Source organism: Azorhizobium oxalatiphilum (genome assembly GCF_014635325.1).
Classification (GTDB): domain Bacteria; phylum Pseudomonadota; class Alphaproteobacteria; order Rhizobiales; family Xanthobacteraceae; genus Azorhizobium; species Azorhizobium oxalatiphilum.
The window spans coordinates 325,236-350,358 of record NZ_BMCT01000004.1; the positions used below are offsets into that span (position 1 = coordinate 325,236).

General features: G+C 65.2%; 16 protein-coding genes and 2 riboswitches. Of the genes, 10 read left to right on the top strand and 6 right to left on the bottom strand.

All coding sequences use genetic code 11. The annotated features are described in order from the left end of the window. Window positions 1-7 precede the first annotated feature (7 nt). The gene (locus IEW24_RS28780) at window positions 8-619 is read right to left on the bottom strand and encodes a response regulator (protein WP_244644456.1); all 612 of its coding nucleotides are present in this window, start codon (window positions 617-619) and stop codon (window positions 8-10) included. Here IEW24_RS28780 and IEW24_RS15880 point away from each other — a divergent pair. Genes IEW24_RS15880 through IEW24_RS15895 form a run of 4 tightly spaced genes read left to right on the top strand, consistent with a single transcriptional unit; the run spans window position 618 to window position 6,575 of the window. Further along, complete coding sequence (locus IEW24_RS15880) at window positions 618-4,052, top strand: response regulator (protein ID WP_210324228.1); 3,435 nt, start codon at window positions 618-620, stop codon at window positions 4,050-4,052. The two genes, IEW24_RS28780 and IEW24_RS15880, sit on opposite strands and share 2 nt — an antisense overlap. Further along, entirely contained in the window at window positions 4,037-4,888 is an 852-nt protein-coding gene (locus IEW24_RS15885; protein ID WP_210324229.1) for a CheR family methyltransferase, read from the top strand. The genes IEW24_RS15880 and IEW24_RS15885 overlap by 16 nt, the downstream gene beginning before the upstream one ends. Continuing rightward, window positions 4,885-5,451 carry a chemotaxis protein CheB gene (locus IEW24_RS15890; RefSeq protein ID WP_188580327.1) on the top strand — a complete coding sequence of 189 codons (567 nt, stop codon included), beginning with the start codon at window positions 4,885-4,887 and terminating at the stop codon, window positions 5,449-5,451. Before IEW24_RS15885 ends, IEW24_RS15890 begins: the two co-directional genes overlap by 4 nt. 8 nt (window positions 5,452-5,459) lie before the next feature. After that, a complete protein-coding gene (locus IEW24_RS15895) occupies window positions 5,460-6,575 on the top strand; it encodes a response regulator (RefSeq protein WP_188580328.1) in 1,116 nt (371 codons plus the stop codon). Window positions 6,576-6,732: 157 nt separating this feature from the next. Here the strand turns inward: IEW24_RS15895 and metE are convergent, their stop codons facing one another. Further along, window positions 6,733-9,123, bottom strand: coding sequence for a 5-methyltetrahydropteroyltriglutamate--homocysteine S-methyltransferase (gene metE / locus IEW24_RS15900; RefSeq protein WP_188580330.1), 2,391 nt, complete (start codon window positions 9,121-9,123; stop codon window positions 6,733-6,735). Window positions 9,124-9,228: 105 nt separating this feature from the next. Continuing rightward, a riboswitch (cobalamin riboswitch) is annotated at window positions 9,229-9,454 on the bottom strand. 223 nt (window positions 9,455-9,677) lie between these two features. Continuing rightward, window positions 9,678-9,904, top strand: a riboswitch (cobalamin riboswitch). Window positions 9,905-10,018: 114 nt separating this feature from the next. Between metE and IEW24_RS15905 the strand changes: the two genes are divergently transcribed. Together IEW24_RS15905 and IEW24_RS15910 are read left to right on the top strand one after the other, a co-directional pair. Beyond that, entirely contained in the window at window positions 10,019-12,925 is a 2,907-nt protein-coding gene (locus tag IEW24_RS15905; protein ID WP_188580332.1) for a ribonucleoside-diphosphate reductase subunit alpha, read from the top strand. Window positions 12,926-12,948: 23 nt separating this feature from the next. Further along, window positions 12,949-14,073: a ribonucleotide-diphosphate reductase subunit beta gene (locus IEW24_RS15910; RefSeq protein ID WP_188580334.1), complete on the top strand. Its 1,125-nt coding sequence runs from the start codon at window positions 12,949-12,951 to the stop codon at window positions 14,071-14,073. Window positions 14,074-14,190: 117 nt separating this feature from the next. Here the strand turns inward: IEW24_RS15910 and IEW24_RS15915 are convergent, their stop codons facing one another. Next, window positions 14,191-15,147 carry a helix-turn-helix transcriptional regulator gene (locus tag IEW24_RS15915; RefSeq protein WP_188580337.1) on the bottom strand — a complete coding sequence of 319 codons (957 nt, stop codon included), beginning with the start codon at window positions 15,145-15,147 and terminating at the stop codon, window positions 14,191-14,193. A 179-nt stretch (window positions 15,148-15,326) separates the two neighbouring features. Between IEW24_RS15915 and IEW24_RS15920 the strand changes: the two genes are divergently transcribed. From IEW24_RS15920 to IEW24_RS15930, 3 genes are read left to right on the top strand one after another with little or no spacing between them, the layout of a single operon-like run. Next, the gene (locus tag IEW24_RS15920; RefSeq protein WP_188580338.1) at window positions 15,327-17,348 is read left to right on the top strand and encodes a TonB-dependent receptor; all 2,022 of its coding nucleotides are present in this window, start codon (window positions 15,327-15,329) and stop codon (window positions 17,346-17,348) included. Further along, the gene (locus IEW24_RS15925; RefSeq protein ID WP_188580340.1) at window positions 17,348-18,586 is read left to right on the top strand and encodes an MFS transporter; all 1,239 of its coding nucleotides are present in this window, start codon (window positions 17,348-17,350) and stop codon (window positions 18,584-18,586) included. The genes IEW24_RS15920 and IEW24_RS15925 overlap by 1 nt, the downstream gene beginning before the upstream one ends. 3 nt (window positions 18,587-18,589) lie before the next feature. Next, window positions 18,590-19,762: an FAD-dependent oxidoreductase gene (locus IEW24_RS15930; RefSeq protein WP_188580342.1), complete on the top strand. Its 1,173-nt coding sequence runs from the start codon at window positions 18,590-18,592 to the stop codon at window positions 19,760-19,762. Window positions 19,763-19,832: 70 nt separating this feature from the next. Here IEW24_RS15930 and IEW24_RS15935 read toward each other — a convergent pair whose 3' ends face one another. Then, window positions 19,833-20,516, bottom strand: coding sequence for a GntR family transcriptional regulator (locus IEW24_RS15935; protein ID WP_188580345.1), 684 nt, complete (start codon window positions 20,514-20,516; stop codon window positions 19,833-19,835). A gap of 63 nt (window positions 20,517-20,579) precedes the next feature. On the opposite strand from IEW24_RS15935, the gene IEW24_RS15940 reads away from it, so the two are divergent. Next, window positions 20,580-22,304, top strand: a complete 1,725-nt coding sequence (locus IEW24_RS15940) for an IlvD/Edd family dehydratase (RefSeq protein WP_188580347.1) — start codon at window positions 20,580-20,582, stop codon at window positions 22,302-22,304. 43 nt (window positions 22,305-22,347) lie between these two features. Here IEW24_RS15940 and IEW24_RS15945 read toward each other — a convergent pair whose 3' ends face one another. Together IEW24_RS15945 and IEW24_RS15950 are read right to left on the bottom strand one after the other, a co-directional pair. Next, window positions 22,348-23,229, bottom strand: coding sequence for a helix-turn-helix transcriptional regulator (locus IEW24_RS15945; protein WP_188580349.1), 882 nt, complete (start codon window positions 23,227-23,229; stop codon window positions 22,348-22,350). Window positions 23,230-23,565: 336 nt separating this feature from the next. Beyond that, complete coding sequence (locus tag IEW24_RS15950; RefSeq protein ID WP_188580351.1) at window positions 23,566-24,993, bottom strand: UbiD family decarboxylase; 1,428 nt, start codon at window positions 24,991-24,993, stop codon at window positions 23,566-23,568. Between the last annotated feature and the right edge of the window lie 130 nt (window positions 24,994-25,123).

Consider the following 25,123-nt stretch of genomic DNA (forward strand, 5'->3'; position numbering starts at 1 on the left):
GGGCTTGTCAGAACGAGGATAGGGCCCGCATCAGATCCTCGGTCGAATATGGCTTGGGCAGGAAGCATGTTTTCGGGGGAAGCTCATCCGTGGATGGGCGGACACGCCCCGATGCGATGATGATCACCAGATCCGGCCAGCAGTCGCGTGCCAGTGCTGCGAATTCCAGACCGTTCATCGTCCCGGGCATGTTGATGTCCGTGACGATGGCTCGAATATCGTTTCTTTCTTCAAGAATCAGCAACGCCTCATCGGCGGTTTGTGCCGAGATGACCTCGTATCCGGAGGTCTCCAGAACATCCGTCGTGACCCAACGGACCAGAGCGTCGTCTTCCACCACCAGACAGACTCTTGCACTGCCCCCCGGCATCACCACCTCGAAATATCGCTGCCTGTCGCGAGCTTGCCGACAGGTTCGAGCGGGCAGAAACGCACCTGAGGGGCGAAAGTTCCCTCCGCTGATGAGCAATGCACCGGAAAGCAATTGCCGATCGATCGGCGGCGCGAAACCGGCACTAATTTGCTCCGAAAATGCCTGAGCCATAAAGCGGTTGTTGCGGCGGATGGGCAAGGTAGCGTAGCAAACCTCGGCTGCTGCATTGCTCCGAGGAACATTCATGAACCGTAGCCTTACGCCGGACCACTCCATGAGACGGCTGGGGCTGGACCCGGCTGTGGCGTTGGGGCTCGTCGGCGCCGTGCTGTTCTTCCTCGTCAGCGGTGCCATTGCCTATCTTAATCTCCAGGCCCTTCGGAGCGGCACGGAGAAAGTCACCCAGACCCACGAGGTGATCATCGCGCTTCAGCGGGTGCTGTCGAGTGCGCAGGACGCCGAGACGGGACAGCGCGGTTTCGTTCTCACGAACGACGAGAGTTACCTTCAGCCTTACAGTCGGGCGGTCGGCCTTCTGCCCGGGCGACTGGACAGCATTTCCGAGCTGCTCCAGGCCGATCCATTGCTGCGTGCGCGGGTCGATGTGTTGCGGCAGCATGTTGAAGCCAAGCTCGCCGAACTGGCCGAGACCATCGCGCTTCGCCGGGCCAGGGGGCTTGAGGCCGCCCTGACCGCGGTGCAATCCGACCGCGGCAAGATCGAGATGGACGGCATCCGGGCCGAAGTCGCGGCCATCGGTCAGGAGCAGTTGCGCGTCCGCGCGCTCCGGCTGGCCGAGATGGACAGTGCCCAGCAGACCGCACTCGTCAGCGGGCTCCTGTCCGCGCTTCTTGGCGTGCTCCTGACGGTGAGCATCGGCGTGCTGATCCGTCGGGCCACCCTGGCGCGGCGTCGGGAGGATTGGCTCCAGCGCGGAAAGGTCGAGCTGACCGCCGCCATGATGGGCGATCCGAGCACCACCGAGCTCGGCGAGCGCATCCTCCGGTTTCTTGCGCAATATGCCGGGGCCGTTGCCGGTGCGATCTTCATCGGCAAGAACGGTGACTACCGCCGCGCTTCCGCCTACGGCGTGCGCGGGGATGCGAACATTCCCGGCCAGTTCCATCAGGGCGAGGGATTGCTGGGGCAGGCTGCGGCCGAAGGTCGGCCGCTCGTCGTTCAGGACGTTCCCGACAATTATCTCACCTTCGGTTCCGCTCTGGGGCAGGCCAAGCCAAGGCACCTCATCATCACGCCTGCCGGCGTGGATGGGGTTGTCAACGCGGTGGTCGAATTGGGCTTCCTGCGCCGGGTGGACGAGGCCACCGTTGCCCTTCTCGACGAAGCGTCGGGGGCGATCGCCATTGCCGTAAGGTCGGCAAACTACAGGCGGGAGCTGCAGGAGCTTCTGGAGGAAACGCAGCGGCAGTCCGAGGAGCTTCAGACACAGAGCGAGGAACTGCGCGTCTCCAACGAGGAGCTGGAGGAGCAGGGGCGGGCACTCAAGGAGTCCCAGGCGCGGCTCGAACAGCAGCAGGTCGAGCTTGAGCAGACGAACTCGCAGCTTGAGGAACAGGCCCAGCAACTGGAAGGCCAGCGCGATGATCTCGAACGGGTGAATGCGGCCGTGGAGCTCAAGGCCCGCGAACTGGAGCAGGCCAGCCAGTACAAATCCGACTTCCTCGCGAACATGTCGCATGAGCTGCGCACGCCGCTGAACTCCTCGCTCATCCTTGCGAAGCTGCTCGCCGACAACCCCAATGACAACCTCACCGCCGAGCAGGTGAAATTCGCGCAGACCATTCAGTCGTCGGGCAACGACCTGTTGAACCTGATCAACGACATCCTCGACCTGTCCAAGATCGAGGCGGGCCACGTGGAGGTGGTGCCGGAGGAGATGAGGGTCGAGCGGCTGGCGAATACCCTGCGCAACCTCTTCCAGCCCATAGCCCAGGAAAAATCGCTGGAGTTCGCGATCGAGATCGATCCCGATGCGCCGGCCTTCATCGTGACCGATCCCAAGCGGATTGAGCAGGTGCTCAAGAATCTGCTCTCCAATGCCTTCAAGTTCACGGAAAAAGGCAAGGTGAGCCTGGCTATACGTCCCTTGGGCGACGGGCAGGTCACGTTCTCCGTGTCGGATACGGGCATCGGTATCGCCGAGGAGCACCAGCGGAGCGTCTTCGAGGCGTTCCAGCAGGCCGACGGGACGATCAGCAGAAAGTTCGGTGGAACCGGGCTTGGGCTTTCGATCTCGCGGGAACTGGTCCGCCTTCTGGCAGGCACGATCCATCTCCAGAGCCAGCAGGGCGCGGGCAGCACCTTCAGCGTGACGCTGCCCGAGGAATATGATCCGATGCGCGTGCTCTCGCGCCGGGCGCCGGAGAGCAAGCCTGCCATCGTGACCTCTCTCTCTACCGGGGTGGTGGCGGCTCCCCCCGTGGAACTGCATCGCAGCGTAGAGGATGACCGCGACGCGCCGCCGGATGAGAAGCGCGTGCTGCTGGTGGTGGAGGATGATGTCTCGTTTGCGGGCATCCTGCGGGACCTGTCGCGCGAAATGGGCTTCCGGGCCCTGATCGCCGGCTCGGCCGAGGAGGCGATGAAGCTGGCCAGGGAATTCCGGCCGAACGCCGTTGTCCTCGATGTGGGCCTGCCCGACCAGTCGGGGCTATCGGTGCTGGATCGCCTCAAGCGCGATGACGCGACCCGGCATATCCCGGTCCATGTGGTATCGGCCGACGACCATGCGGAAACGGCGCTGGCGCTCGGCGCTGTCGGATATCTTCTCAAGCCCGTCAAGCTTGAGCAGGTGGCCGACGTGCTTCGGAAGCTGGAAGCGCGGCTGACCCAGCACATGCACCGCGTCCTGATCGTCGAGGATGATCCGGTGCAGCAGGAGGCCGTCGCGCGGCTGCTCTCGTCTCACGACGTGGAAACGGTGACGGCGGGGACTGCGGCAGAGTGTCTGCGCCTGCTCAAGGAAACCGTCTTCGACTGCATGGTCCTCGACCTTACGCTGCCCGATGCATCGGGCTACTCGCTGCTCGAGACGCTCAGCGAGGAGGGGGCGTATTCCTTCCCGCCGGTGATCGTCTACACCGGCCGCGAATTGTCCGCCGCCGATGAGCAGCGCCTGCGGCGCTATTCCAAGTCCATCATCATCAAGGGCGCAAAATCACCTGAGCGGCTGCTCGATGAGGTAAGCCTCTTCCTGCATCAGGTGATATCCGACCTGCCGCCGGATCGGCAGAGCATGATCCGCAAGGCCCGCAACCGGGATGCGCTGCTCGAGGGACGGCGCATTCTCGTGGTCGAGGACGATGTCCGCAACGTCTATGCCTTGACCAACATTCTCGAACCGCGCGGTGCGGCCGTCGAGATCGCCCGCAACGGGCAGGAGGCTCTCGACCTGCTGGCACGGGCCGGGCAGGGCGCCAGTCCGGCGATCGACCTTGTCCTCATGGACGTGATGATGCCGATCATGGACGGCCTCACCGCCACCCGCGAGATCCGCCGGAACCAGGCCTGGAAGAAGCTTCCGATCATCGCGCTGACCGCTAAGGCCATGCCCGACGACCAGCAGCGATGCATCGAGGCCGGCGCCAACGATTACATGGCCAAGCCCCTCGACGTCGATAAGCTGCTCTCCCTCGTGCGCGTGTGGATGCCGAAGTGACCGACAGGATAGGCGAGGAGAAGGTCGAGGACATCGAGATCCGGCTGCTGCTGGAGGCGATATACGCTCGGTATCACTACGACTTCCGAAGCTATGCCATGGCGTCCATCAAGCGGCGCCTGAAGCAGGCGCGCCAGCACTTCGAGTATCCCACCTTCTCGGCCTTGCAGGAGGGGCTGCTCCACGATCCGGACATGATGCCGCGCCTGCTCGCCTATCTGACGGTGCAGGTGAGCGAGATGTTTCGCGACCCCACCTACTTCAAGGCGTTGCGTGAGAGCGTCGTTCCGCACCTGCGCACCTATCCATCCCTGAAGGTCTGGGTCGCGGGGTGCAGCAGTGGGGAGGAGCTATACTCTCTGGCGATCCTCTTCCGGGAAGAGGGGCTCGAGGAGCGCACGCTCTTCTACGCCACGGACATCAACCAGGATGCCCTGAAGGCTGCGGAAGCCGGCATATACAGCCTGGATCGCATCCAGGGCTTCACACAGAACCATCGCATGTCCGGCGGGCGGTCGTCGCTTTCCGATTATTACACCGCAGCGTATGGCCGGGCGTCGTTCGACAAGTCGTTGCGGCGCAACGTGGTTTTCTCCGATCATAGTCTGGTCACGGATGCGGTGTTCGGCGAGATGCACCTCATTTCCTGCCGCAACGTACTCATCTATTTTGATCGCACGCTCCAGGATCAGGCTCTGAAATTGTTCAGGGACTCACTGGTGCGAAAGGGCTTTCTCGGCCTCGGATCAAAAGAGAGTCTCCGCTTCTCCGCCTATTCCGAGGCTTTCACGGACTTCGTCCGGGAGGAGAAGATCTTCCAGAGGCGGCCGGTATGAGCAAGGTTCAGCCACGCGCCGTGGTGATCGGGGCATCGGCGGGCGCGCTGGAGGCGCTCTCGGCCATTCTGCCTGCGCTCCCGGCAAGCTTCAGCCTGCCGATCATGGTGGTGGTTCACGTGCCGCCCGACAAGCATTCGCTGATGGCCGAGCTCTTCCAGGCGAAGTGCCGGATCGCGGTTCGCGAGGCCGAGGATAAGGAGCCCATCGAAGGTGGCACGGTGTATTTTGCGCCGCCGGACTATCACCTGCTGGTGGAGAGCGACGCATGTCTTGCCCTCTCCACGGATGCCCCGGTCCTGTTCTCGCGTCCCTCCATCGATGTTCTGTTCGAGAGCGCGGCTGATGCCTACGGCCCCGCATTGATCGGGATCGTTCTGACGGGCGCCAATCAGGATGGAGCGCGTGGGTTGCGCGCCGTGGTGGATGCCGGCGGGACGGCGCTGGTTCAGGACCCGGCGAACGCGTTCGCGGGGGCGATGCCCGAAGCCGCGATTGATCTTTGCCCTGACGCATTGGTCCGCCCCCTGGCGGACATCGCTATATTTCTTCAAGAGGTTTGAGCCCCGGCATGAAACCTGTCTCATTTCTTCTGGTGGATGATCTCGAAGAGAATCTGCTCTCGCTCGAAGCGCTGTTGCGCCGGGAGGGGCTGGTCCTGCTCAAGGCACGCTCGGGTGATCAGGCGCTTGAGATCCTGCTCCAGAACGAAGTCGCGCTGGCGCTCGTGGATGTGCAGATGCCCGGCCTGAACGGCTTCGAACTGGCGGAGCTCATGCGCGGCAATGAGCGCACGCGGCGCATCCCGATCATCTTCGTTACGGCGGGGACCGCGGACAGTCAGCGTCGCTTCCGGGGATACGAGGCGGGGGCGGTCGATTTCATCCAGAAGCCGATCGAGCCGGATATCCTGCGCAGCAAGGCCGATGTGTTTTTCGAGCTATACCGGCAGCGGCAGCAGATCGCGGCGCAGCGGGATGAGCTTGAAGCTCAGGCGGCCATGCTGAGGGAGGCTGGCCGGCGCAAGGACGAATACCTCGTCACCCTCACGCACGACATCCAGCAGCATGAGCATGAACGCGCGCGCAAGGACGTGCTGCTGCGCGAGATCAATCATCGCATCAAGAACCTCTTCAGCATGACCGCGGCGCTCATCGCGCTCAGCGCGAAGGAGGCGCAGAGCCCCAACGAGCTCGCGACCGACCTGACGGGGCGGCTCCAGGCGCTGGCAAGGGCGCACGATCTCACTTTGCCGGACCTCAGCGAGGGCGGTGCTTCTGGTGCCGCTACCTCCGTGCTTGGGTTGACGCAGGCCATCCTTGCGCCCCATGAATACGCCCATTCCGCACGCATCCATCTGTCAGGAGAGGACACCGCGCTTTCCGGCGACGCGCTGACGCTTCTTGCTTTGCTGCTTCATGAGCTCACGACGAACGCCGCGAAATATGGAGCGCTGGCATCGACCGAGGGCCGGCTGGTGATCCGCTTCGCCATCGAGGACGGCAAGCTCCGCATGGAGTGGGAAGAGACGGGCGGGGTTGCATTGCCGCTCGCGCCAGCGCGCGAAGGGTTTGGTACGACCCTTGAAAATGTCGCGTTGCGCGGTCTCGGTGCGTCGCTCGTTCGGGACTGGGAAAAGGGGCTGGCGATAAAGCTGGAGATCCCGGTGCGACGGCTGACGGCGTAGGTCGAGGCCGATCCGAAGCCCCCGTCGTATGGCATCCGGGCCCGCTTTCGCATCACGCTCAAACGGGCCCGAATGGGCGATTGAGATCAGAGCAACTGGCGGACGTCGCCTTGCCTGATCGTGGTTGGTTCTCCAGCTCGCGCAGAACCGGCAGAGGTCATTGCGCTGCCTGCCCGACGCCGGAGCGCAGGGCGCGGGCGGCGGCGACCATGTTGACGAGCGCCGGGCGCACCTCTTCCCACTTGCGGGTCTTCAGGCCGCAGTCGGGATTGACCCACAGCTGACCATCCGCGAGCCGGCCACGGGCCAGCGTCATCAGTTCGGTCATCTCCCCGGCGTCCGGTACGCGCGGGGAGTGGATGTCATAGACACCGGGGCCAATCTCGTTGGGATATTTGTAGGTGCGGAACGCCTCCAGCAGCTCCATCTTCGAGCGCGAGGTCTCGATGGAGATCACGTCCGCATCCATGGCGGCGATGGCGTCGATGATGTCGTTGAACTCCGAGTAGCACATGTGGGTGTGGATCTGCGTGTCGTCGGCAACGCCCGAGGAGCAGATGCGGAAGCATTCCACCGCCCAGTCGAGATAGGCCTGCCAGTCCGAACGGCGCAGCGGCAGCCCTTCGCGCAGGGCAGCCTCGTCGATCTGGATCATGGCGGCACCGGCTGTCTCCAGATCCTGCACCTCGTCTCGGATGGCGAGCGCGATCTGGTGGCAGGCGGCCGCGCGAGGCACGTCGTCGCGCACGAAGGACCAGTTGAGGATCGTCACCGGGCCGGTGAGCATGCCTTTCATTGGCTTCAGGGTCAGCGACTGGGCATAGCTCCACCATGTCACTGTCATGGCGGCGGGACGGGACACATCGCCGAACAGGATCGGCGGGCGCACATAGCGTGAGCCATAGCTCTGCACCCAGCCGTGCTTGGTGAAGACGAAGCCGGAAAGCTGCTCGCCGAAATACTGCACCATGTCGTTGCGCTCGAACTCGCCATGGACGAGCACGTCGAGGCCGATCTCCTCCTGCCAGCGCACCGTGCGGGCGGTCTCTTCACGCAGGAACTGCTCGTAGGCGGCATCGTCCAGCGCGCCCTTGGTGTGGGCGGAGCGGGCCTGCCTCACTTCCGGGGTTTGCGGGAAGGAGCCGATGGTGGTGGTGGGGAAGGTGGGCAGGGCGAAGCGTGCATGCTGGACCGAAGCGCGGGCCGCAAAGGCGCTCTGGCGGCGCTTCATCCCGGCGGTGACGGCGGCCGTACGCGCGGCAACCTCCGGATTGTGAACCTTCGGCGAGGTTTTCCGCGCAGCGGCGGCCTTCGTCGAGGCATCAAGCTTGTCCTGCACACCGGCGGCATTGCCTGCGAGCGCGGCACCGAGGGTTGCCAGTTCGTCCATCTTCTGGAGCGAGAAAGCGAGCCAGGACTTCACATCCGCATCCAGATCCTTCTCCTGCTCGAGGTCGATCGGGACATGGAGCATGGAGCAGGATGGCGCGATCTGCACATGGTCCGCGCCCCGGCGGGCGACCACGGCCCGGAGGCGGGCGGCCAGCGCCGGCAGATCGGCACGCCACACGTTGCGGCCGTCGATGACGCCCAGCGACAGCACGAGCCCGCGCGGAATGCCGGCAAGCGCCGCATCGAGCTGCTCCGGCGCGCGGACGAGATCGAGATGCAGGCCCGCGATGGGGAGGCTCTGCACGGTGGCCAGATTGGCATCGAGCCCGCCGAAATAGGTGGCGAGCATGATCTTCAGGTTCGGCAACGCATAGGCGATGTTGCCATAGGCCGTGCGGATGGCGGCCTGAATGGCGGGGTCGGGATCGAGCACGAGGCACGGCTCGTCCATCTGCACCCAGTCGGCGCCGCAGGCGGCAAGGCGGCGCAGCACTTCCACATAGACCGGGAGCAGCGCGGGCAGCAGGGTCAAGGGATCGAAGTTCGGATCCTTCGCCTTGGCGAGCTTGAGGAAGGTGACGGGGCCGAGCAGCACCGGGCGGGTGTGGTGGCCGAGCGCCCTGGCTTCGCGGAATTCATCCACCGGCTTGGTGGAGGACAAGGCGAACGTCTGCCCGGCGAACACCTCCGGCACCATGTAATGGTAATTGGTATCGAACCACTTCGTCATTTCCTGCGCGGGCGCGCCATGGCCGTTACCGTGGGCATCCTGTTCGCCATGGGCATGGCCATGTGCGCAGGTCTCGTCATGGGTGCCGCCGGTGGAGCCGCGTGCCATGGCGAAATAGGTGGCGAGCGGCACCTTGCCGCTGGTCCAGCCATAGATCTTCGGGATCGCGCCGACCATCACGCTGGTATCGAGCACGTGATCATAAAGCGAGAAGTCGTTGGACGGGATGATGTTCACCCCGAGGGCCTTCTGGCGTGCCCAGTTGGCGGCGCGCAGTTCGGTGGCCGTGGCAAGCAGCGCGGTTTCGTCGGTCTTGCCGGCCCAGAAGCTTTCGAGTGCGACTTTCAGCTCGCGGCGCGGGCCGATGCGCGGCGTGCCGAGCGTGGCCACGGGCAACGTGGCGAGGGAGAGGGAAGAGTTCGTCATGGCTTTACCCCGATTGATCCGGGAAGGGGCCATGGCGGATACGGCAAGGGTCTCCCGGCAGACATGCCGATGGAGCCAAGCGCACCACCGGGACACCCCGCCCGAGGACGATATTGTGTCGGGGCAGGTCTCCTGGCTCGCGGGTCGTCGCCTTTGTCCTGTCTTCCCGGAATTGCTCCCAGTGACGTTCGCTGGACTTTGGCTCGCCGCTTACAGTTGCGGGGGCAGCCCCGGCTTTGGCGCGCTCCAGAGGAGCAGGCCGCACCGGATTCCCTCTTAGCTCCGGCCGCCGCTGACACAGCCCCAGAGAACCTCGACAGCCTCACTCTGACCGAGCAGATCAAGGACGTCAAGGAATTATATAAAGACATCCTTATATCGTGATATTGCTCCTGGCCGGGCACTTTTCCCACACCCGACGCGCGGCGCAGAACCGCAGGCCGCGCATTGTGCTTGCAGGGATCGCGCTCCGGCTATGCCCGCTATCCACGCAGCTGACGGGCATACGCCACGCAATCATTCCACCATCCGTTGACACGTGTAGGCCCGTGGGCGCTATATCTAGTGGTCACGGTCTTTCGACTCGCGTCAGCGGGTGAGAGCTAAGAGGGAAGCCGGTGCGGCGCGATCTCCCATGGAGTTCGCACCTAGTCCGGCGCTGCCCCCGCAACTGTAAGCGGCGAGCCAAGGTCCATTCGAACCACTGGGAGCAATCCCGGGAAGGTCGGACCCATGGCGACGACCCGCGAGCCAGGAGACCTGCCGCGACACCGAAATCGTCCTCGGGCGGGGTGTCCCGGTGGAACGCTTGGCGGTCACGCCGGCTGTTCGCCGGGGCGTGATCTTCCCTTGCGCGTCCGCTCGGCCTTTGCCCCCACATTTGGGGTCCAAGCCGATGTCTCTCCAGACTGAAACCACCAGCGCCAGCGCGATCCCCGCGCCCGCGCGCCCGGCCTCCGGCACGAAGAGCGCAGAGCCCGGCTATCAGGTGATCCGTCGCAACGGCGCGGTCACGCCCTTCGATGCCTCCAAGATCAGCGTGGCGCTGACGAAAGCCTTCCTCGCCGTGGAGGGCAGCACCGCCGCCGCTTCCCGTCGCGTGCATGATGCGGTGGCCGAGCTGACACAGCAGATCGTCGCCGGCCTTACCCGCCGCGCCGAGGGCGGGCGCACGTTCCATATCGAGGACATTCAGGATCAGGTGGAACTGGCCCTGATGCGCGGCGAGCACCACAAGGTGGCCCGCGCCTATGTGCTCTATCGCGAGCAGCAGGCCCGTGCGCGCACCGTACCGTCCGCGCCCGTGGTGCCTGCACCCGCGCTCCACATGACGCGCGCCGATGGCACGCGGGTGGCGCTGGATGCCGCCCGCCTCGCCACCATCGTGCGCGAAGCCTGCGGGGGACTGGAGGGCACATCCGCCGAAGCGGTGGTCGCGGAAGCCCAGCGCAATCTCTATGACGGCATCTCCGAGGACGAGCTGAGCCTCGCGCCCATCCTTGCTGCGCGCACGCTCATCGAGACCGAGCCGAACTATGCCAAGGTCTCCGCTCGCCTGCTGCTGGACAAGCTGCGCCGCGAGGCCCTGAGCCATGTGGAGGGCCGATCCGAGACCGCCACCCAGTCGGAGATGGGAGAGCGCTATGCGCCCTATTTCCATGGCTTTATCCGGTCCGGCGTCGCAGCCGAACTGCTCGATCCGGAACTTGCCCGCTTCGACCTTCCCCGTCTCGCGGCGGCACTGAAGCCAGAACGGGACCTCCAGTTCGACTATCTCGGTCTCCAGACCCTCTACGATCGCTATTTCCTGCACGAGCGCGGCACGCGCTTCGAGCTGCCGCAGGCCTTCTTCATGCGCGTCGCCATGGGGCTCGCCCTGCGCGAGATCGACCGCGAGGAGAAGGCCATCGCCTTCTATGATCTCCTGTCCTCCTTCGATTTCATGGCCTCGACGCCCACCCTGTTCAATGCCGGCACGCTGCGCGCCCAGCTCTCCTCCTGCTTCCTCACCACGGTGGCGGATGATCTGGACGGCATTTTCAAGGCGGTGAAGGACAATGCGCTGCTGGCCAAATATTCCGGCGGCCTCGGCAATGACTGGACGCGGGTGCGCGGCCTCGGCGCCCACATCAAGGGCACCAATGGCGAGAGTCAGGGCGTGGTGCCCTTCCTGAAGGTGGCCAACGACACCGCCATCGCGGTGAACCAGGGTGGCAAGCGCAAGGGCGCGGTGTGCGCCTATCTGGAAACCTGGCACGTGGACATCGAGGACTTCCTCGACCTGCGCAAGAACACCGGCGACGAGCGCCGCCGCACCCACGACATGAACACCGCCAACTGGGTGCCGGACCTGTTCATGCAGCGCGTGGCCGAGGACGGCCCGTGGACCCTGTTCTCGCCTGACGAGACGGTGGACCTGCACGATCTCTACGGTGCGGCTTTCAAGACAGCCTATCTGAATTACGAGGACAAGGCCGCGCGCGGCGAGATGAAGGTATGGAAGCAGGTGCGGGCGCTCGATCTGTGGCGGCGCATGCTGACCATGCTGTTCGAAACCGGCCACCCGTGGATCACCTTCAAGGATCCCTGCAACATCCGCTCGCCGCAGCAGCATGCAGGCGTGGTGCATTCCTCCAATCTGTGCACTGAGATCACGCTCAACACATCAGATGACGAAGTGGCGGTGTGCAACCTCGGTTCCATCAACCTGCTGGCCCACATCGTCGATGGCCGGCTGGACACCGCGAAGCTGGCGCGCACGGTCCGCATTGCCATGCGCATGCTGGACAATGTCATCGACATCAATTTCTACACCATCCCGGAAGCGCGCCGCTCCAACCTGCGTCATCGCCCCGTCGGCCTCGGCCTGATGGGATTTCAGGATGCCCTGCAGGCGCTGCGCCTGCCTTATGCCTCCGACGCCGCCGTGCGGTTCGCAGACGAGAGCATGGAGGCCATCTCCTTCCATGCCATCTCCGCCTCCGTGGATCTGGCCGCAGAGCGTGGCCGTTATCCCAGCTTCGAGGGTTCGCTGTGGTCGAAGGGCGTGTTGCCCATCGACTCCATCGAGATGCTGGCGGACGCGCGAGGCGGGCTCGATCTCGACCGCTCGCAGACGCTGGACTGGGAAAGCCTGCGCGCCCGCGTCGTTTCCACCGGCATGCGCAATTCCAACACCATGGCGATCGCCCCCACCGCCACCATTTCCAACATCTGCGGTGTCAGCCAGTCCATCGAGCCCGGCTACCAGAACCTCTATGTGAAATCCAACATGTCGGGCGACTTCACGGTTGTGAATGCCGCTCTGGTGCATGATCTCAAGGCCCGCGGCCTGTGGGACGAGGTGATGGTCTCGGACCTGAAATATTTCGATGGCAGCCTCGGCCAGATCGACCGCGTGCCGGATGATCTGAAAGCGCTCTACGCCACCGCCTTCGAACTGGATTGCGAATGGCTCCTGGAAGCCGCCGCCCGCCGCCAGAAGTGGATCGATCAGGCGCAGTCGCTGAACCTCTACATCGCCAATCCCTCGGGCAAGAAGCTGGATGCGCTCTATCGGCTGGCGTGGCAGCGCGGCCTGAAAACCACCTATTATCTGCGCTCGCGCTCGGCCACCCACGTGGAGAAATCCACGCTGAAGGGCACGGACGGCAAGCTCAACGCGGTGTCCGCCACCGTGCCGACCGCCGCTGCACCTATCGCGGTTCCCCCTGCCGTTGTCGCCTCCACCGAGGCCATCTCCGGCGAGGCCTGGGGCAATGCATGCTCCATTAACGATCCCACCTGTGAAGCCTGCCAGTGAGCAGAAAGTAAGGAAGAAAAGACATGCTCGACTGGTCCGAACCCAAATCCAACGCTCCCACCCCGACCTTCCCCGGCCTCGCTCCTGCGGCGGCGGACGCCACCGGCCTCGGCGAGATCAACCGCTCCGGCGGTCGGGTCAGTGTTGATGAAAAGCGGATGATCAACTGCCGCGCCGACGTGAACCAGCTCCTGCCGATGAAGTACGGCTGGGCGTGGGAAAAGTATCTGAACGCCTGCAACAACCATTGGATGCCCACCGAAGTGTCAATGCAGGCGGATATCGCGCTGTGGAAGTCGCGCGACGGCCTCTCCGAGGACGAGCGGCGCATGCTGAAGCGCAATCTCGGCTTCTTCGCCGCTTCCGAAAGTCTGGTGGCGAACAACATCGTGCTTGCCATCTACCGCCACCTCACCAATCCCGAATGCCGGCAATATCTGCTGCGGCAGGCGTTCGAAGAGGCGGTGCACACCCACACCTTCCAGTACATCGTGGAAAGCCTTGGCCTCGATGAGGGCGAGCTGTTCAACATGTATCGCGAGGTGCCCTCCATCACCGACAAGGCGGCCTGGGCGCTCAACCACACCCAGAGCCTTGATGATCCGCAGTTCCGCACCGGCACGCCGGAGACGGATCAGGCATTCCTGCGCGATCTCGTGGCCTTCTACGTGGTGTTCGAGGGCATGTGGTTCTACACCGGCTTCGCCCAGATTCTCTCGCTCGGCCGGCGCAACAAGATGGTGGGCATCGCCGAGCAGTATCAGTACATCCTGCGCGACGAGAGCATCCATCTGAACTTCGGCATCGACGTGATCAACCAGATCAAGATCGAGAACCCGCACCTGTGGACCCGTGCGTTCCAGGACGAGGTGCGCGGCATGCTGAAGGATGCGGCCGAGCTGGAAGCCGCCTACGGCCGGGACACCATGCCCCGTGGCCTCCTGGGCCTGAATGCGGCGCTGTGCGAGCAGTATATGCACTTCATCGCCAACCGTCGCTGCGCCCAGCTGGGCCTCGCCCCCGTGTTCCCGGAGACGGAAAATCCGTTCCCGTGGATGTCGGAAGCCATGGATCTGAAGAAGGAGAAGAACTTCTTCGAGACCCGCGTCATCGAATACCAGAACGGCGGCGCGCTGGCCTGGGATTGAGACGTTCCGGGCGTCCGCTGGTCTCCTGCGGGAGAAACGGCCGGCGCCCGGTCTCGCATCCGTCCCGGGCGTGATCCGCTATCGGATCGGCATGCCGGTCGATCGACTGATGTCTGCCTACAGCCCGCCCGCTTGCGCGGTGTCCTTCGCATAGTCGCGCGGCGCGATGCCCGTGGCCTTCCGGAACGTCTTGCTGAAATGGCTGAGATTGGAGAAGCCGCTGGCCAGCGCCACGTCGGTGACGGAATGCCCGGCCCTGAGCATGGCGGAGGCGGCCTCGATCCGCACCGTGATGAGATAGGCATGGATCGGCTGCCCCACCTGGGAGCGGAAGCCGGCCTTGAGCGTCTTCTCATTGAGGCTCACCGCCTTGGCGAGGCGGGTGATGGTCCAGGGCTCCTGCGGCCGAGCTTCGATGAGCCCCTGTGCCTCCGCCACCTTGCGCCGCAGACGCACCTGCGCGCCGGTCTCGCGCTCGCGTGCCTCCCAGAACAGAGCGATTACGATGGCCAACACTTCCAGCGCCTTGGCCCGCAGATAGAGGCGGCGGATATCCTCGCGCCGGAAGCTGCAATCGAGCATCTGCCGGGCTGCGAGCAGCAGGGCCGGGGTCGCGGGAAAGCCGATCATGAGCGCGCCGAGATCCGGCATGCTGCGATCGGTCAGCATCCCGCCGATGTCCGCGCGCCAGACCGGGCCGCCGATTTGCGAGAGCATCTCCGGATCGAAGCGGATGTCCACGAGCCGCAACCGCACGCCGCCATTCACCTTGTTGGTGCCGGCTATGGTGCGGTCGGTGGAGCACACCACCACCACGCCCGGCGTGATGCGCAAGGGTTGTCCGCCGTCGATGGAAATGCTGCCTTCGCCCTCCACGAACAGCGAGATGCTGAAGGTGGGCGGCCCTTCCACCGCGATCTCCACATCCTGTGGCGGCAGCACGTCGAGCATGGCGACCGAAAGGCCGCCGCCCAGTTCGTCCATCATCAAGTGGCGGTCCCAGCCGAAGTCGCGCACGGAGGGGGCGGCGGCGGTCAGCCAATCGGCATAGCCGTCTTCCCTGGGCTCGGTCATGGCGGCCTTCGGCTGTTTCATTCGCGGCGACCCCAAAAATCCCCGATCAGCAAAATGCCATCCCCGAAAGCGTTAGACACGGATATCGATAGTTCATATCGACCGATCAACGCAAATTTATGGCCGGAGATAGTTTAGAAATGATCTCAAATAGAAAAGCCATCCCGGCATTTGTTTGTATGTCTCTTATTTCCGGCCCGGCGCTGGCCCAGCAGAGCGGAGCTTCCGACAGCGGAACGATCGATCTTGAAGCCGTCACCGTCACCGCCGGCAAGCGCGCGCAGGAGCTGGAGAAGGTGGACGGCGCCGTGTCGGCCCGCAGTGGCGAGGAGTTGCAGCAGGCCGGCGTAACCACCGTGGCCGACCTTGAGAAGGTTTTCCCCGGCCTCGTGATTCGCACGCGCGGCAACCGCGCCTACGCCAATATCACGGTGCGCGGCATGTCCTCACCGGACTTCTACAATCCGACCGTTCAGGTCTATGTGGACGGCGTTCCCCAGCAGCCCTCCGCCTTCACCCAGCCGCTGCTGGACGTTGAGCGCGTTGAGTTCCTGCGCGGCCCGCAGGGTACGCTCTATGGCCGCAATGCTTATGGCGGCGTCATCAACATCATCACCAGGAAGGCCGAGACCGGCCGCCTCGCCGTGACCCTCAACGGCGCCAATCTGGAGGCCGGCGGCGAGCTTGTGGGCACCGTGCCGCTCGTGCCGCATTCCACCTGGCTCGACGTGGGCGTGAAGGCGGAGCGTGCTTTCGGCTCCATCAGCGATGTGTCCACCGGCGCCAACAATGTGGACACCGCCACCGACATGATCGGCCGCGTGGCGCTGCGCTACGCGCCGCAAGGCGGCATCTTCGACGGCTCGCTGGTGGTGAGCCGCGAGCATACACGCAGCCGCGAGGAGATTTATCTCCTCGATTCGAAGATCAACAATCGCGAATACTACAGTGCGACGCAGGGCCCGGTACCGCTGCTGGACCGCACCGTGACCACCATCGCCGCCACCGGCAACTGGCAGCTGGGCGATGTGAAGGTCACGTCCGTCACCTCCTATCAGGATGTGGACATGACCCGCGACATCGCTGCCGGCCCCGGCCTGCTGATGTCCTTCCCGGAGACGGACCGTGCCATCTCGCAGGAACTGCGCGCCGCTTACGATGCGGGCGGCCCGCTCGCCATCGTCGGCGGCCTGTTCTACCAGAATGACCGCTTCACGCGGAATGCGCAGGGCTACGCCGGCTTCTATGGCGACAGCGACAATGTGGTGAAGACCGACAGCTACGCCGCTTTCGGCGAGGCCACCTGGCACATCACCGATCGGCTCGACCTCACCGGCGGCCTGCGTTTGTCCTATGACGAAACGTCCATCGACTTCACCCGCTACGGCAGCAATTACTTTGGCTATTATGCCGGAAGCTTCTCGAACTCCGCGGACTTCACCGGCACGACGCCGAAGATCTCGCTCGGTTATCAGCTGACCGACACCACCCGCGTCTACGGCCTGATCTCGAAGGGCTACAAGCCGGGCGGCTTCAACCACGCCGTGACCTATCCGGACGATGCCAACGCCTATGATCCGGAAACCGCGTGGAACTATGAAGTGGGCGTGCGCACCGCGACGCCGGATCGCCGCATCGAGCTGTCCACCTCGCTCTATTACATCAACTCCGACAACAAGCAGATCTATGTGGGGCCGGTGGGCTTCCAGGTGATCCGCAACGTGGGCAAGGCGGAAAGCACCGGCGTGGAGGTGGAGGCCCGCTGGAAGGCCACGGATCGCCTCTCGTTTGGCGCCACCGCCACCTATGGGCGCTCCACCTTCACCGATTATGTCGATCCCACCACCGGCACCAGCTACAACGGCAACACGCTGCCCTATGCGCCTAACGCCACCGCCAACCTGATGGCGCGCTACGCGTTCGATCAGACGCTCATCAACGGCACCATCGCTGCCGAGGGTGCTGTTCACTACGTGTCGAAGACCTATTTCGACGAGGCCAACACGCTGTCCCAGCCGGACTACACCACCGTGGACGCCTCGCTGGAACTGGCGTGGAACTCTGGCGTCAGCTTCAAGCTGTTCGCCTCCAACATCTTCGACGAGACCTATCGCACCTATTCCTACGCCTCCGGCGCCAACGTCTTCAGCAACGTGGCGCAGGGCCGGCTCGTGGGCATCGAGCTGCGCGGGGCCTTCTGATGGCAGTATTGACGGAATCGCGCGGCCTGCCGCTGCCGCGTGTTCTCCTGGCGATCGGTGGCGTCTATGTGGCGCAGAGCCTCGTCGGCGGCCTGAGCTTCATGGGCATACCCACGGCGCTCAGGGCGCAGGGGCTGGGGCTGGAAGTGCTCAGCCTCGTCTCGCTGCTGATGCTGCCCTGGGCGCTGAAATTCATCTGGGCGCCCTATGTGGAGCGCTACCGCATCCGGCCCGATGGACGCCGTCGTTCACGGCGCGTCGTGATCGTCGGGGAGCTTCTGTGCGTAGCCGCCCTCGCGCTCGCAGCGGTGGTCGGCCCGCAGAGCCTGTCCATCCTTCTTGCCGTGATGGCGCTGGTTGCCCTCGCGTCCGCCACCGTCGACATCGCTGCCGATGCCTTTGCGATCGAGCAGCTCTCGGCCGCCAACCGTGGCTGGGGCAATGTCGCCCAGGTGGGGGGAGCGTATTTCGGCATCCTCATCGGTGGCGGCCTGTTCCTCTGGCTGTTGCCATACTGGGGCTGGACCAACAGCCTGCTGGTCATGGCGTGCGGCGTGCTGCTGCTCACCATTCCCTTCGCCTTCACCCAGGATCCGGCGCCGACCATTCCGCAGGCCGGTCCCGCGCACCGCCCCTCCCTTGGATATGCCTTGCGTCGGCGGGAGGTGCGTTTCGGTCTCGCCATCACCATGCTGTTCGAGCTTGGCGTGCGTCTGGTGCAGTCCGTCGGCGGTCCTCTGCTGGTGGATCGGGGCGTTGATCTGCAACTCATCGGCACGCTGAACGCGGGCGGCGCCGTGCTGGCGGGGCTCACCGGCACTATCGCCGGTGGACTTCTGGTGAAGGGGCTTGGCTTCCGCAACGCGGTGGTCGCTGCCATGTCGGCGCAGGTTCTGGTGCTTGCTCTCTATGCGGGGGCGGTCATCCTCGTGCTGCCGAATGAAGTGTTGATCGGCTGCTCCGTGGCGCTGTCCTTCGCCATGGCCATGGGGTTCGTGGCGCTCTACGCCCAGCTCATGGGTCTGTCCTCTCTCAAGCAGGCCGGCGTGGACTTCACTTTGTTCCAGTGCGCCGATGCGTTCATGGCCGGGCTTGCCGGATTTGCCGGCGGCCAGCTCGCCGGCCGGCTGGGCTATGGCGCCAGCTTCGGCCTTGCGGCGGCAGTCGCGCTTGTTGGCCTTGCCGTCATTCCCTCCCTGCTGCGGCGTGCCGCCGCCTGTGCCGACGTGAAAGGTTGAACCATGCCGAAGGTTGTGATTTCGGGAGCCGGCGTGGCCGGTCTCGCCGCCGCCTGGTGGCTGGCGCGCGCCGGCTGGTCGGTGGTGGTGGTTGAGCGGGCGGCCGACCTGCGCACCGGCGGCTATATGATGAGCCTGTCCGGCGCCGGCCACACCGCCGCCGCTTCCATGGGGCTGATGCGGCAGCTGGAGGAGCGCGCCTTCAACGTTGCGGAGAACGTCTATCGTGACCGCAGGGGGCGCGAGGTGCTGCGCCTGCACTACAAGGACTTCATCGCGGGGCTCGATCACATCGCCCTCAAGCGCACCGAGCTTGTGGAGGCGCTGCGCGTGGACCTGCCGGCAGAGGTCGAGATCGTTCATGGCACCACCATCACCCATGTGGCGGATGGCGTCTCATCTGCTGAGATGACGCTCAGTGACGGCCGGCAGCTGGAAGCGGACCTCTTGCTGGTGGCGGACGGCATGCGCTCGCAGCTGCGCAACACGCTGTTCGCCTCCGAGGCCGAATGCCTGAAGCCGCTGGGCTATCGCTTCGCCGTCTATGATCTGCCCGATCGCCTGCACCTCGGCATCGATTTCGTCTCCTATGCGGAGCCGGGCCATATCGTCGAATATTACACGCTGGCGGAAGGGCGCATCGCGGTCCTTCATGTCTGGCATTCGGCCGAGAGCGGGCCGGTGGAAGCGTCCCGGCGCTGGGAGATGCTGGAGCGCATCTCCGCCAACAGCAACAGCGTGGTGCGCGAGCAGATGGCCATCGCAAAAGAGAGCGGCGCCGTGCCGCTGATCGACGACCTGTCGCTGGTGGAGCTGCCGTGCTGGTCCAAGGGCCGGGTGCTGCTGCTGGGCGATGCCGCCCATAGCCTGACCCTGATCTCGGGGCAGGGTGCCGGCATGGCCATGGCCTCCGCAGCCATCCTCGCCGCCGAGCTGGCGCAGCGCGATATTCCTGCGGCGCTGGCGGCCCATGAGGCCCGGCTGCGGCCCACCATCCTCACGCTTCAGGCGCGCAGCCGGAAGATGGCCGGCATGTTCGTGCCGCGTACCGCATGGGCGTTCGAGCTGCGCAACCTGTTCATGCGTCTTGTGCCCCGCAACTGGCTGGGCCGCTATTTCCTGAATGCGGCCAAGTCGGAGATCCTCGCCACGCAGGAGGTGCCTGGCGGCAGGTGACATAGGCCCGCGTGCCGGCCGGGTTCCTGCCGGGCAAGGCGATCCGGGCCTGCCCGGATCGCCCTTCTGCTCAGCGCCCGCCGGGGCGTAAGCGGCCTTCGATGGCGGCAATATAGGTGTCGCGCGAGGGGGCAAGATGCTGCCGGCATAAGGCAACGAGTGCTGCGCGCGCGCCCTGCGCCAGCGCGTCGATCATGGCGAGATGCTCGTCGCGGGAGCGGGCCAGATGCTCCGCGCTGGCGGCGGTCATGGAACGGGCGCCATGCACCTTCTGGGCTAGGGTCTGGATCATATCCGCCAGATGGGGATTGCCGCAGGCGCCGAACAGCGCCTCGTGGAAGCGCATGTTGGCGCGGAAGGCGGCGCGGAAATCTCCGCGCGCCACGGCGTCCGAATGCCCGCTCTGGATGGCGCGCAGGCCGGCCAGCACGTCGGGGGCAGGGGGCAGGGGGATCTGTTCGGCTGCCAGCGTTTCCAGCACCTCGCGCACGGAATAGATCTGCCGCACGTCGGCGGGGGCGAGCAGCTTCACGAAGGCCCCCCGGTTGGGGATGCGCTCCACGAGACCCACCCGCTCCAGCTCGGTCAGCGCCTCACGCATCACATGGCGCTTCACGCCGAGGCGCTCGGCCAGTTCCTCCTCCACCAGCCGCTCGCGCGGCAGCAGCCAGCCAAGGACGATCTCCTCCTCCAGAGTGGCGGCGATGGCGCGGACGCGATCGGGCGTCTGTAGCTTCGGGACGGCGCCGGACATGCAGTTCAGAACCCTTCAACAAGATTGTTGACAATTTTGGCGACTATGGCCTTCCATAGCCGCATGAGCAAGCCAGACGATCCTACATCACCGCCCGCGCCCACAGCGCGCGGCATGCGCCGCAACCTTGCAAGCTATGGAGATCCGGGCTTTTCGCTGTTTCTCCGCAAGGCTTTCATCAAGGCCGCGGGCTTTTCGGATGATGCGCTCGACCGTCCGATCGTTGGCATCACGAACACCTTCAGTGACTTCAATCCCTGCCACGGCAACGTGCCGCGCCTCATCGAGGCGGTGAAGCGCGGGGTGATGCTGGCAGGCGGGCTGCCGATGGAGTTTCCAACCGTCTCCATCCACGAGTCCTTCTCCAATCCCACCTCCATGTTCCTGCGCAATCTCATGGCCATGGACACGGAAGAGCTGATCCGCGCCCAGCCCATGGATTCCGTGGTGCTGATTGGCGGCTGCGACAAGACCGTGCCGGCCCAGCTCATGGGCGCCGTCAGTGCCGACGTGCCCGCCATCCAGCTCATCACCGGCCCCATGCTGGTGGGCCACCACAAGGGAGAGATCCTTGGCGCCTGCACCGATTGCCGCCGGCTGTGGGGGCAACACCGGGCCGGCCAGATCGATGCGGACGAGATCGAGACCATCAGCGGTCGCCTCGCGCCCACGCAGGGCACCTGCATGGTCATGGGCACCGCCAGCACCATGGGCTGTCTCGTTGAGGCTCTGGGCATCGCTTTGCCGTGGACGGGCACCATTCCCGCCACCCATGCCGACCGCATCCGCGCCGCCGAGGCCAGTGGCCGCGAGGCGGTGAAGCTCGCCCAGGGTGGGCCGAAGCCGAGCGAACTGCTCACGGAGGTCGCCTTCCGCAATGCGCTGACCGTCCTGCAGGCCATCGGCGGCTCCACCAACGGCCTTGTGCATCTGGCGGCCATCGCGCGTCGGGCGGGCCTGTCCATCGATCTGGAAGAGTTCGACGCCATCGGCCGCAAGGTGCCCGTGCTGATCGACCTCAAGCCGTCCGGCGATCATTACATGGAGCATTTCCACTGGGCGGGCGGCGTGCCGAAGCTGATGAAGGAATTGGGCGATCATCTCGACCGCTCGGCCCCGACCATAGATGGGCGCACCATCGGCGAGATCGCCGACGCGGCGGAAGAGGTGCCGAACCAGGCCATCATCCGGCCGGCCTCGGCCCCGCTGAAGCCGTTCGGCGGCATGGCGGTGCTGCGCGGCAATCTTGCGCCCGGCGGGGCGGTCATCAAGCATTCGGCGGCCTCGCCGGCGCTGCTTCAGCACACCGGCCGGGCGGTGGTTTTTGACTCGGTCGAGGACATGGTGACGCGCATTGATGATTCCGCGCTCGACGTGACGGCGGACGATGTGCTCGTGCTGCGCAACGCCGGCCCGAAGGGCGCGCCGAGCATGCCGGAGGCGGGCTACCTGCCCATTCCGAAGAAGCTGGCGCAGGCGGGCGTGAAGGACATGGTGCGCATCTCGGACGCCCGCATGAGCGGTACGGCGTTCGGAACCATCGTGCTTCACATCACGCCGGAGGCGGCCGTTGGCGGGCCACTTGGCCTCGTGCGCAGCGGCGATACCATTCGGCTCGATGTGGAGGCACGCGAGATCGCGCTACTGGTGGATGCGGCCGAACTGGAACGCCGGAAGGCGGAATGGGCCCCGCCGGCCCATCTCAAGGCAGAGAGCCGGGGCTACCGGCATCTCTATCTCACCAATGTGCTGCAGGCAGATGAGGGCTGCGACTTCGACTTCTGCTGAGCGCCAAGCATGCGCACGCCGGCCCCATACGGGGCCGGCGGCCTCACGAATAGGTCATGCCCTGGCCCCAGCCCGTGGGCGTGCTTCCGGCGAGGCGAGAGGTGGTGCGGAAATCGCTGGGCGTGACGCCCGTATGCTCGCGAAAGAAGCGAGTGAAATGGGAGGGGGCCGAGAAGCCGAGTCGGTCGGAAATGTCGGAGAAGTTGCCGTCCTCATCCACCACGGCGGAAACCGCCGCCTCGACCCGGATGGAGTTGAGATAGATGCGTGGCGGCACGTTGGTGGAGGCCTCGAACAGGCGGAAGAAATGCGCCCGCGACAGGCCGGCCCCGCGCGCCAGCGTGGCGGCGTCGATTTCCGCGCCGGGATTGGCCCTGATGCCTTCCAGCACGCGCCGGATGCGCCAGTCCATGCGGCGCGCGCCGTCGAGCTGGCGGATGGACGAGAAGCTGCGCCAGGCGGTGAAGCGCTCCACCACGGCGATCATGAGGTCGGTGAGCAGCGTCTCATGAACGGTGGCGGCTTCCGGCCGGGTCATCATCTCCTCGGCGAGGTCGTGGGTGAGCGTGCGGATGCGCGGTGAGATCTCCCCGCACGGCTGCTCGAAAAAGCCGGGCACCCCGGATGCCGCCCAGCCGGGCCGGAACACCTTCAGCCAGTCCGGCTCGATGTAGAGCGCGAGGATGATGGTTTTCGGCCGGTTAGGGTCGTGCACATAGGCATGCGGCTCCCAGCCGTCCACCAGCACGGCGGTGCGGTCGTTAAGTGGCACGAGGGTGTCGCCCACCGCGAAAGCGGTGTCGGCGCCCTCCACCTTCAGCAGCACATGGCAATGGGGATGGGCATGGCGCACCAGAGGCTGGTCCATGTCCAGCAGCGCGACGCGTCCGAAGGCGCCGTGGGCGATCCGCAGGGCATTCGACATGGCGTGTCGCCTCGCTCAGCGTGTCCCGGCCCTGAAGACCGGATAGCACCGCTGAAAGGCGACAGTTGGTCGATGAGTTCCACTCGCCGGATTGTGAGCGTCCGGTGTCCGGTTTCCGCTCGCGGCAGAGGCCGTCATGCGCATTTCTCCCTGTGCCTCGGGTCACGCCGCGGTGCGCCGCGTGCCGAAGGTCTCTTGTCCCGGTCTGTTGCCGGAGGCCGCCCTTGGCGGGGCAGCCGTGCCTTCCTGCCTCCTTATGGAGGCGTGTCCTTCGCGGATGGTAGGTCCGCCTGTTCCACGCACCGGAAGGCTTGGTGCGTCGAGCGTTTCAGCCTGTCAGCGCGACTGGCGGTTCATCAGTTGCGCGAAGGCAGCCTCCGGATTCTTCACCAGAGCGACGGACAAGTCTACCGCCTCTTCGCCCTTCACGCGAATGCGGCGGAAGGAGAGGGGATCGTCCGAGAGCGGGGCGGTGGCATCGAAGCCCAGCTTGGCGCTGATGCCGTCCTCGGCGGAGGGGTCGAGCTTGGAGCCCAGCGCACCCGCAACCAGCACCATGTCCCTGTCGGCCTGAAACCGCGTGGCGATGGCCCATTCGATCTCGTCGGCGCTGGAGATGTCCACGTCCTTGTCCACCACGACGACCTGCTTGATGTCGTAGTGGCCGCCGAACGCGCCCATGATGATGTTCTTGGGCTCACCCTCGTTGGTCTTGTCGATCTTCACCACCAGATGATAGCGGCAGGTGCCGCCGCGCGTCAGGCGCACGTCCAGCACGTTCGGGAAGCTGCGCTTCAGATGCTGAAGCAGGGTGGCCTCGCGCGGCACGCCGCCCAGCACCAGATGCTCGAAGCTGCCGCCGACGATGGTGTGGAAGATGGCGTCGCGGCGATGGGTGACGGCGTCCACCTCGATCACCTCGCGCGGGGCGCGCGGACCGTAATATTGCGGGAACTCGCCGAACGGGCCTTCCGGCTCCTTCACCTTGGGCAGGATGCGGCCCTCAATGACGATCTCCGCATGGCCGGGCACGCGCACCTCATTGGTCCTGCACTTCACCATTTCCAGCGGCGCGCCCAGCAGGGCGCCGGCGATCTCCATCTCGTCCTCGTCCAGCGCCGCGATGGCCTGAGAGGCCAGCAGGCAGGCGGGATGGACGCCGATGACGAGGGCGATCTCCAGCCCCTTGTCCGCCTGCTCGGCCATGCGCAGATAGGCCAGCGTGTGGCGCGGCAGGAGCAGCACACCGATGCGGTTCGGCCCGCTAACCTGACAACGGTGGATGGAGACGTTCTGGATGCCGGTGACGGGATTGCGGGCGATCAGCAAAGCGGCGGTGATATAGGGGCCGCTATCCAGCTCATTGTGCTTGGGGATGGGCAAGAGCTTCAGCAGGTCCACGTCCGTGTGCACCACCTCCTGCGCGGGAGCCTGCTCCACCTCCGTCCACGGCAGCGGATCGCGCGCGGCGGCGAGGAAGGAGGGCAGCAGGTCGTCCTCGCTGACACCCAGCGCATCGGCCACCCACGCGCGCTGCGTGAACAGGTTCACCACCACCGGGATGTCATGGCCGCCGGGGCGGGGAAACAGCACGGCCTTGTCGCGCTCCGTCCGCTTGGCCACTGCCGCCAGTTCGTCGATGAGCGAGAGATTCTCCCGTGCCACGGCGAGATCGTCACGCGCCGCGAGCGTTGAGAGCCAGCTGCGCAGATCGACGGCGGGCGCGTCAGGGGTGGCGCTGGGGACGAGGCGGGGCGCTGGCATCTTGGATCTCCCTCGGCGGGCGGGGCGATGCACGGAGGCCCGGAGCCATACTTCAGGCCATCGAGCGGGCATCCGCGCCGGGGCCGCCCGGCAGCAGTCTTTGAGGAGAGGATAGACAGAGGTACTAATC

Bases quoted from the DNA above. Each gene is read 5' to 3' on its own strand.
- IEW24_RS15880 (WP_210324228.1), top strand. From the start codon at position 618: ATGAACCGTAGCCTTACGCCGGACCACTCCATGAGACGGCTGGGGCTG.
- IEW24_RS28780 (WP_244644456.1), bottom strand. From the start codon at position 619: ATGAATGTTCCTCGGAGCAATGCAGCAGCCGAGGTTTGCTACGCTACC.
- IEW24_RS15890 (WP_188580327.1), top strand. From the start codon at position 4,885: ATGAGCAAGGTTCAGCCACGCGCCGTGGTGATCGGGGCATCGGCGGGC.
- IEW24_RS15895 (WP_188580328.1), top strand. From the start codon at position 5,460: ATGAAACCTGTCTCATTTCTTCTGGTGGATGATCTCGAAGAGAATCTG.
- metE (WP_188580330.1), bottom strand. From the start codon at position 9,123: ATGACGAACTCTTCCCTCTCCCTCGCCACGTTGCCCGTGGCCACGCTC.
- IEW24_RS15905 (WP_188580332.1), top strand. From the start codon at position 10,019: ATGTCTCTCCAGACTGAAACCACCAGCGCCAGCGCGATCCCCGCGCCC.
- IEW24_RS15910 (WP_188580334.1), top strand. From the start codon at position 12,949: ATGCTCGACTGGTCCGAACCCAAATCCAACGCTCCCACCCCGACCTTC.
- IEW24_RS15915 (WP_188580337.1), bottom strand. From the start codon at position 15,147: ATGACCGAGCCCAGGGAAGACGGCTATGCCGATTGGCTGACCGCCGCC.
- IEW24_RS15920 (WP_188580338.1), top strand. From the start codon at position 15,327: ATGTCTCTTATTTCCGGCCCGGCGCTGGCCCAGCAGAGCGGAGCTTCC.
- IEW24_RS15925 (WP_188580340.1), top strand. From the start codon at position 17,348: ATGGCAGTATTGACGGAATCGCGCGGCCTGCCGCTGCCGCGTGTTCTC.
- IEW24_RS15930 (WP_188580342.1), top strand. From the start codon at position 18,590: ATGCCGAAGGTTGTGATTTCGGGAGCCGGCGTGGCCGGTCTCGCCGCC.
- IEW24_RS15935 (WP_188580345.1), bottom strand. From the start codon at position 20,516: ATGTCCGGCGCCGTCCCGAAGCTACAGACGCCCGATCGCGTCCGCGCC.
- IEW24_RS15940 (WP_188580347.1), top strand. From the start codon at position 20,580: ATGAGCAAGCCAGACGATCCTACATCACCGCCCGCGCCCACAGCGCGC.
- IEW24_RS15945 (WP_188580349.1), bottom strand. From the start codon at position 23,229: ATGTCGAATGCCCTGCGGATCGCCCACGGCGCCTTCGGACGCGTCGCG.
- IEW24_RS15950 (WP_188580351.1), bottom strand. From the start codon at position 24,993: ATGCCAGCGCCCCGCCTCGTCCCCAGCGCCACCCCTGACGCGCCCGCC.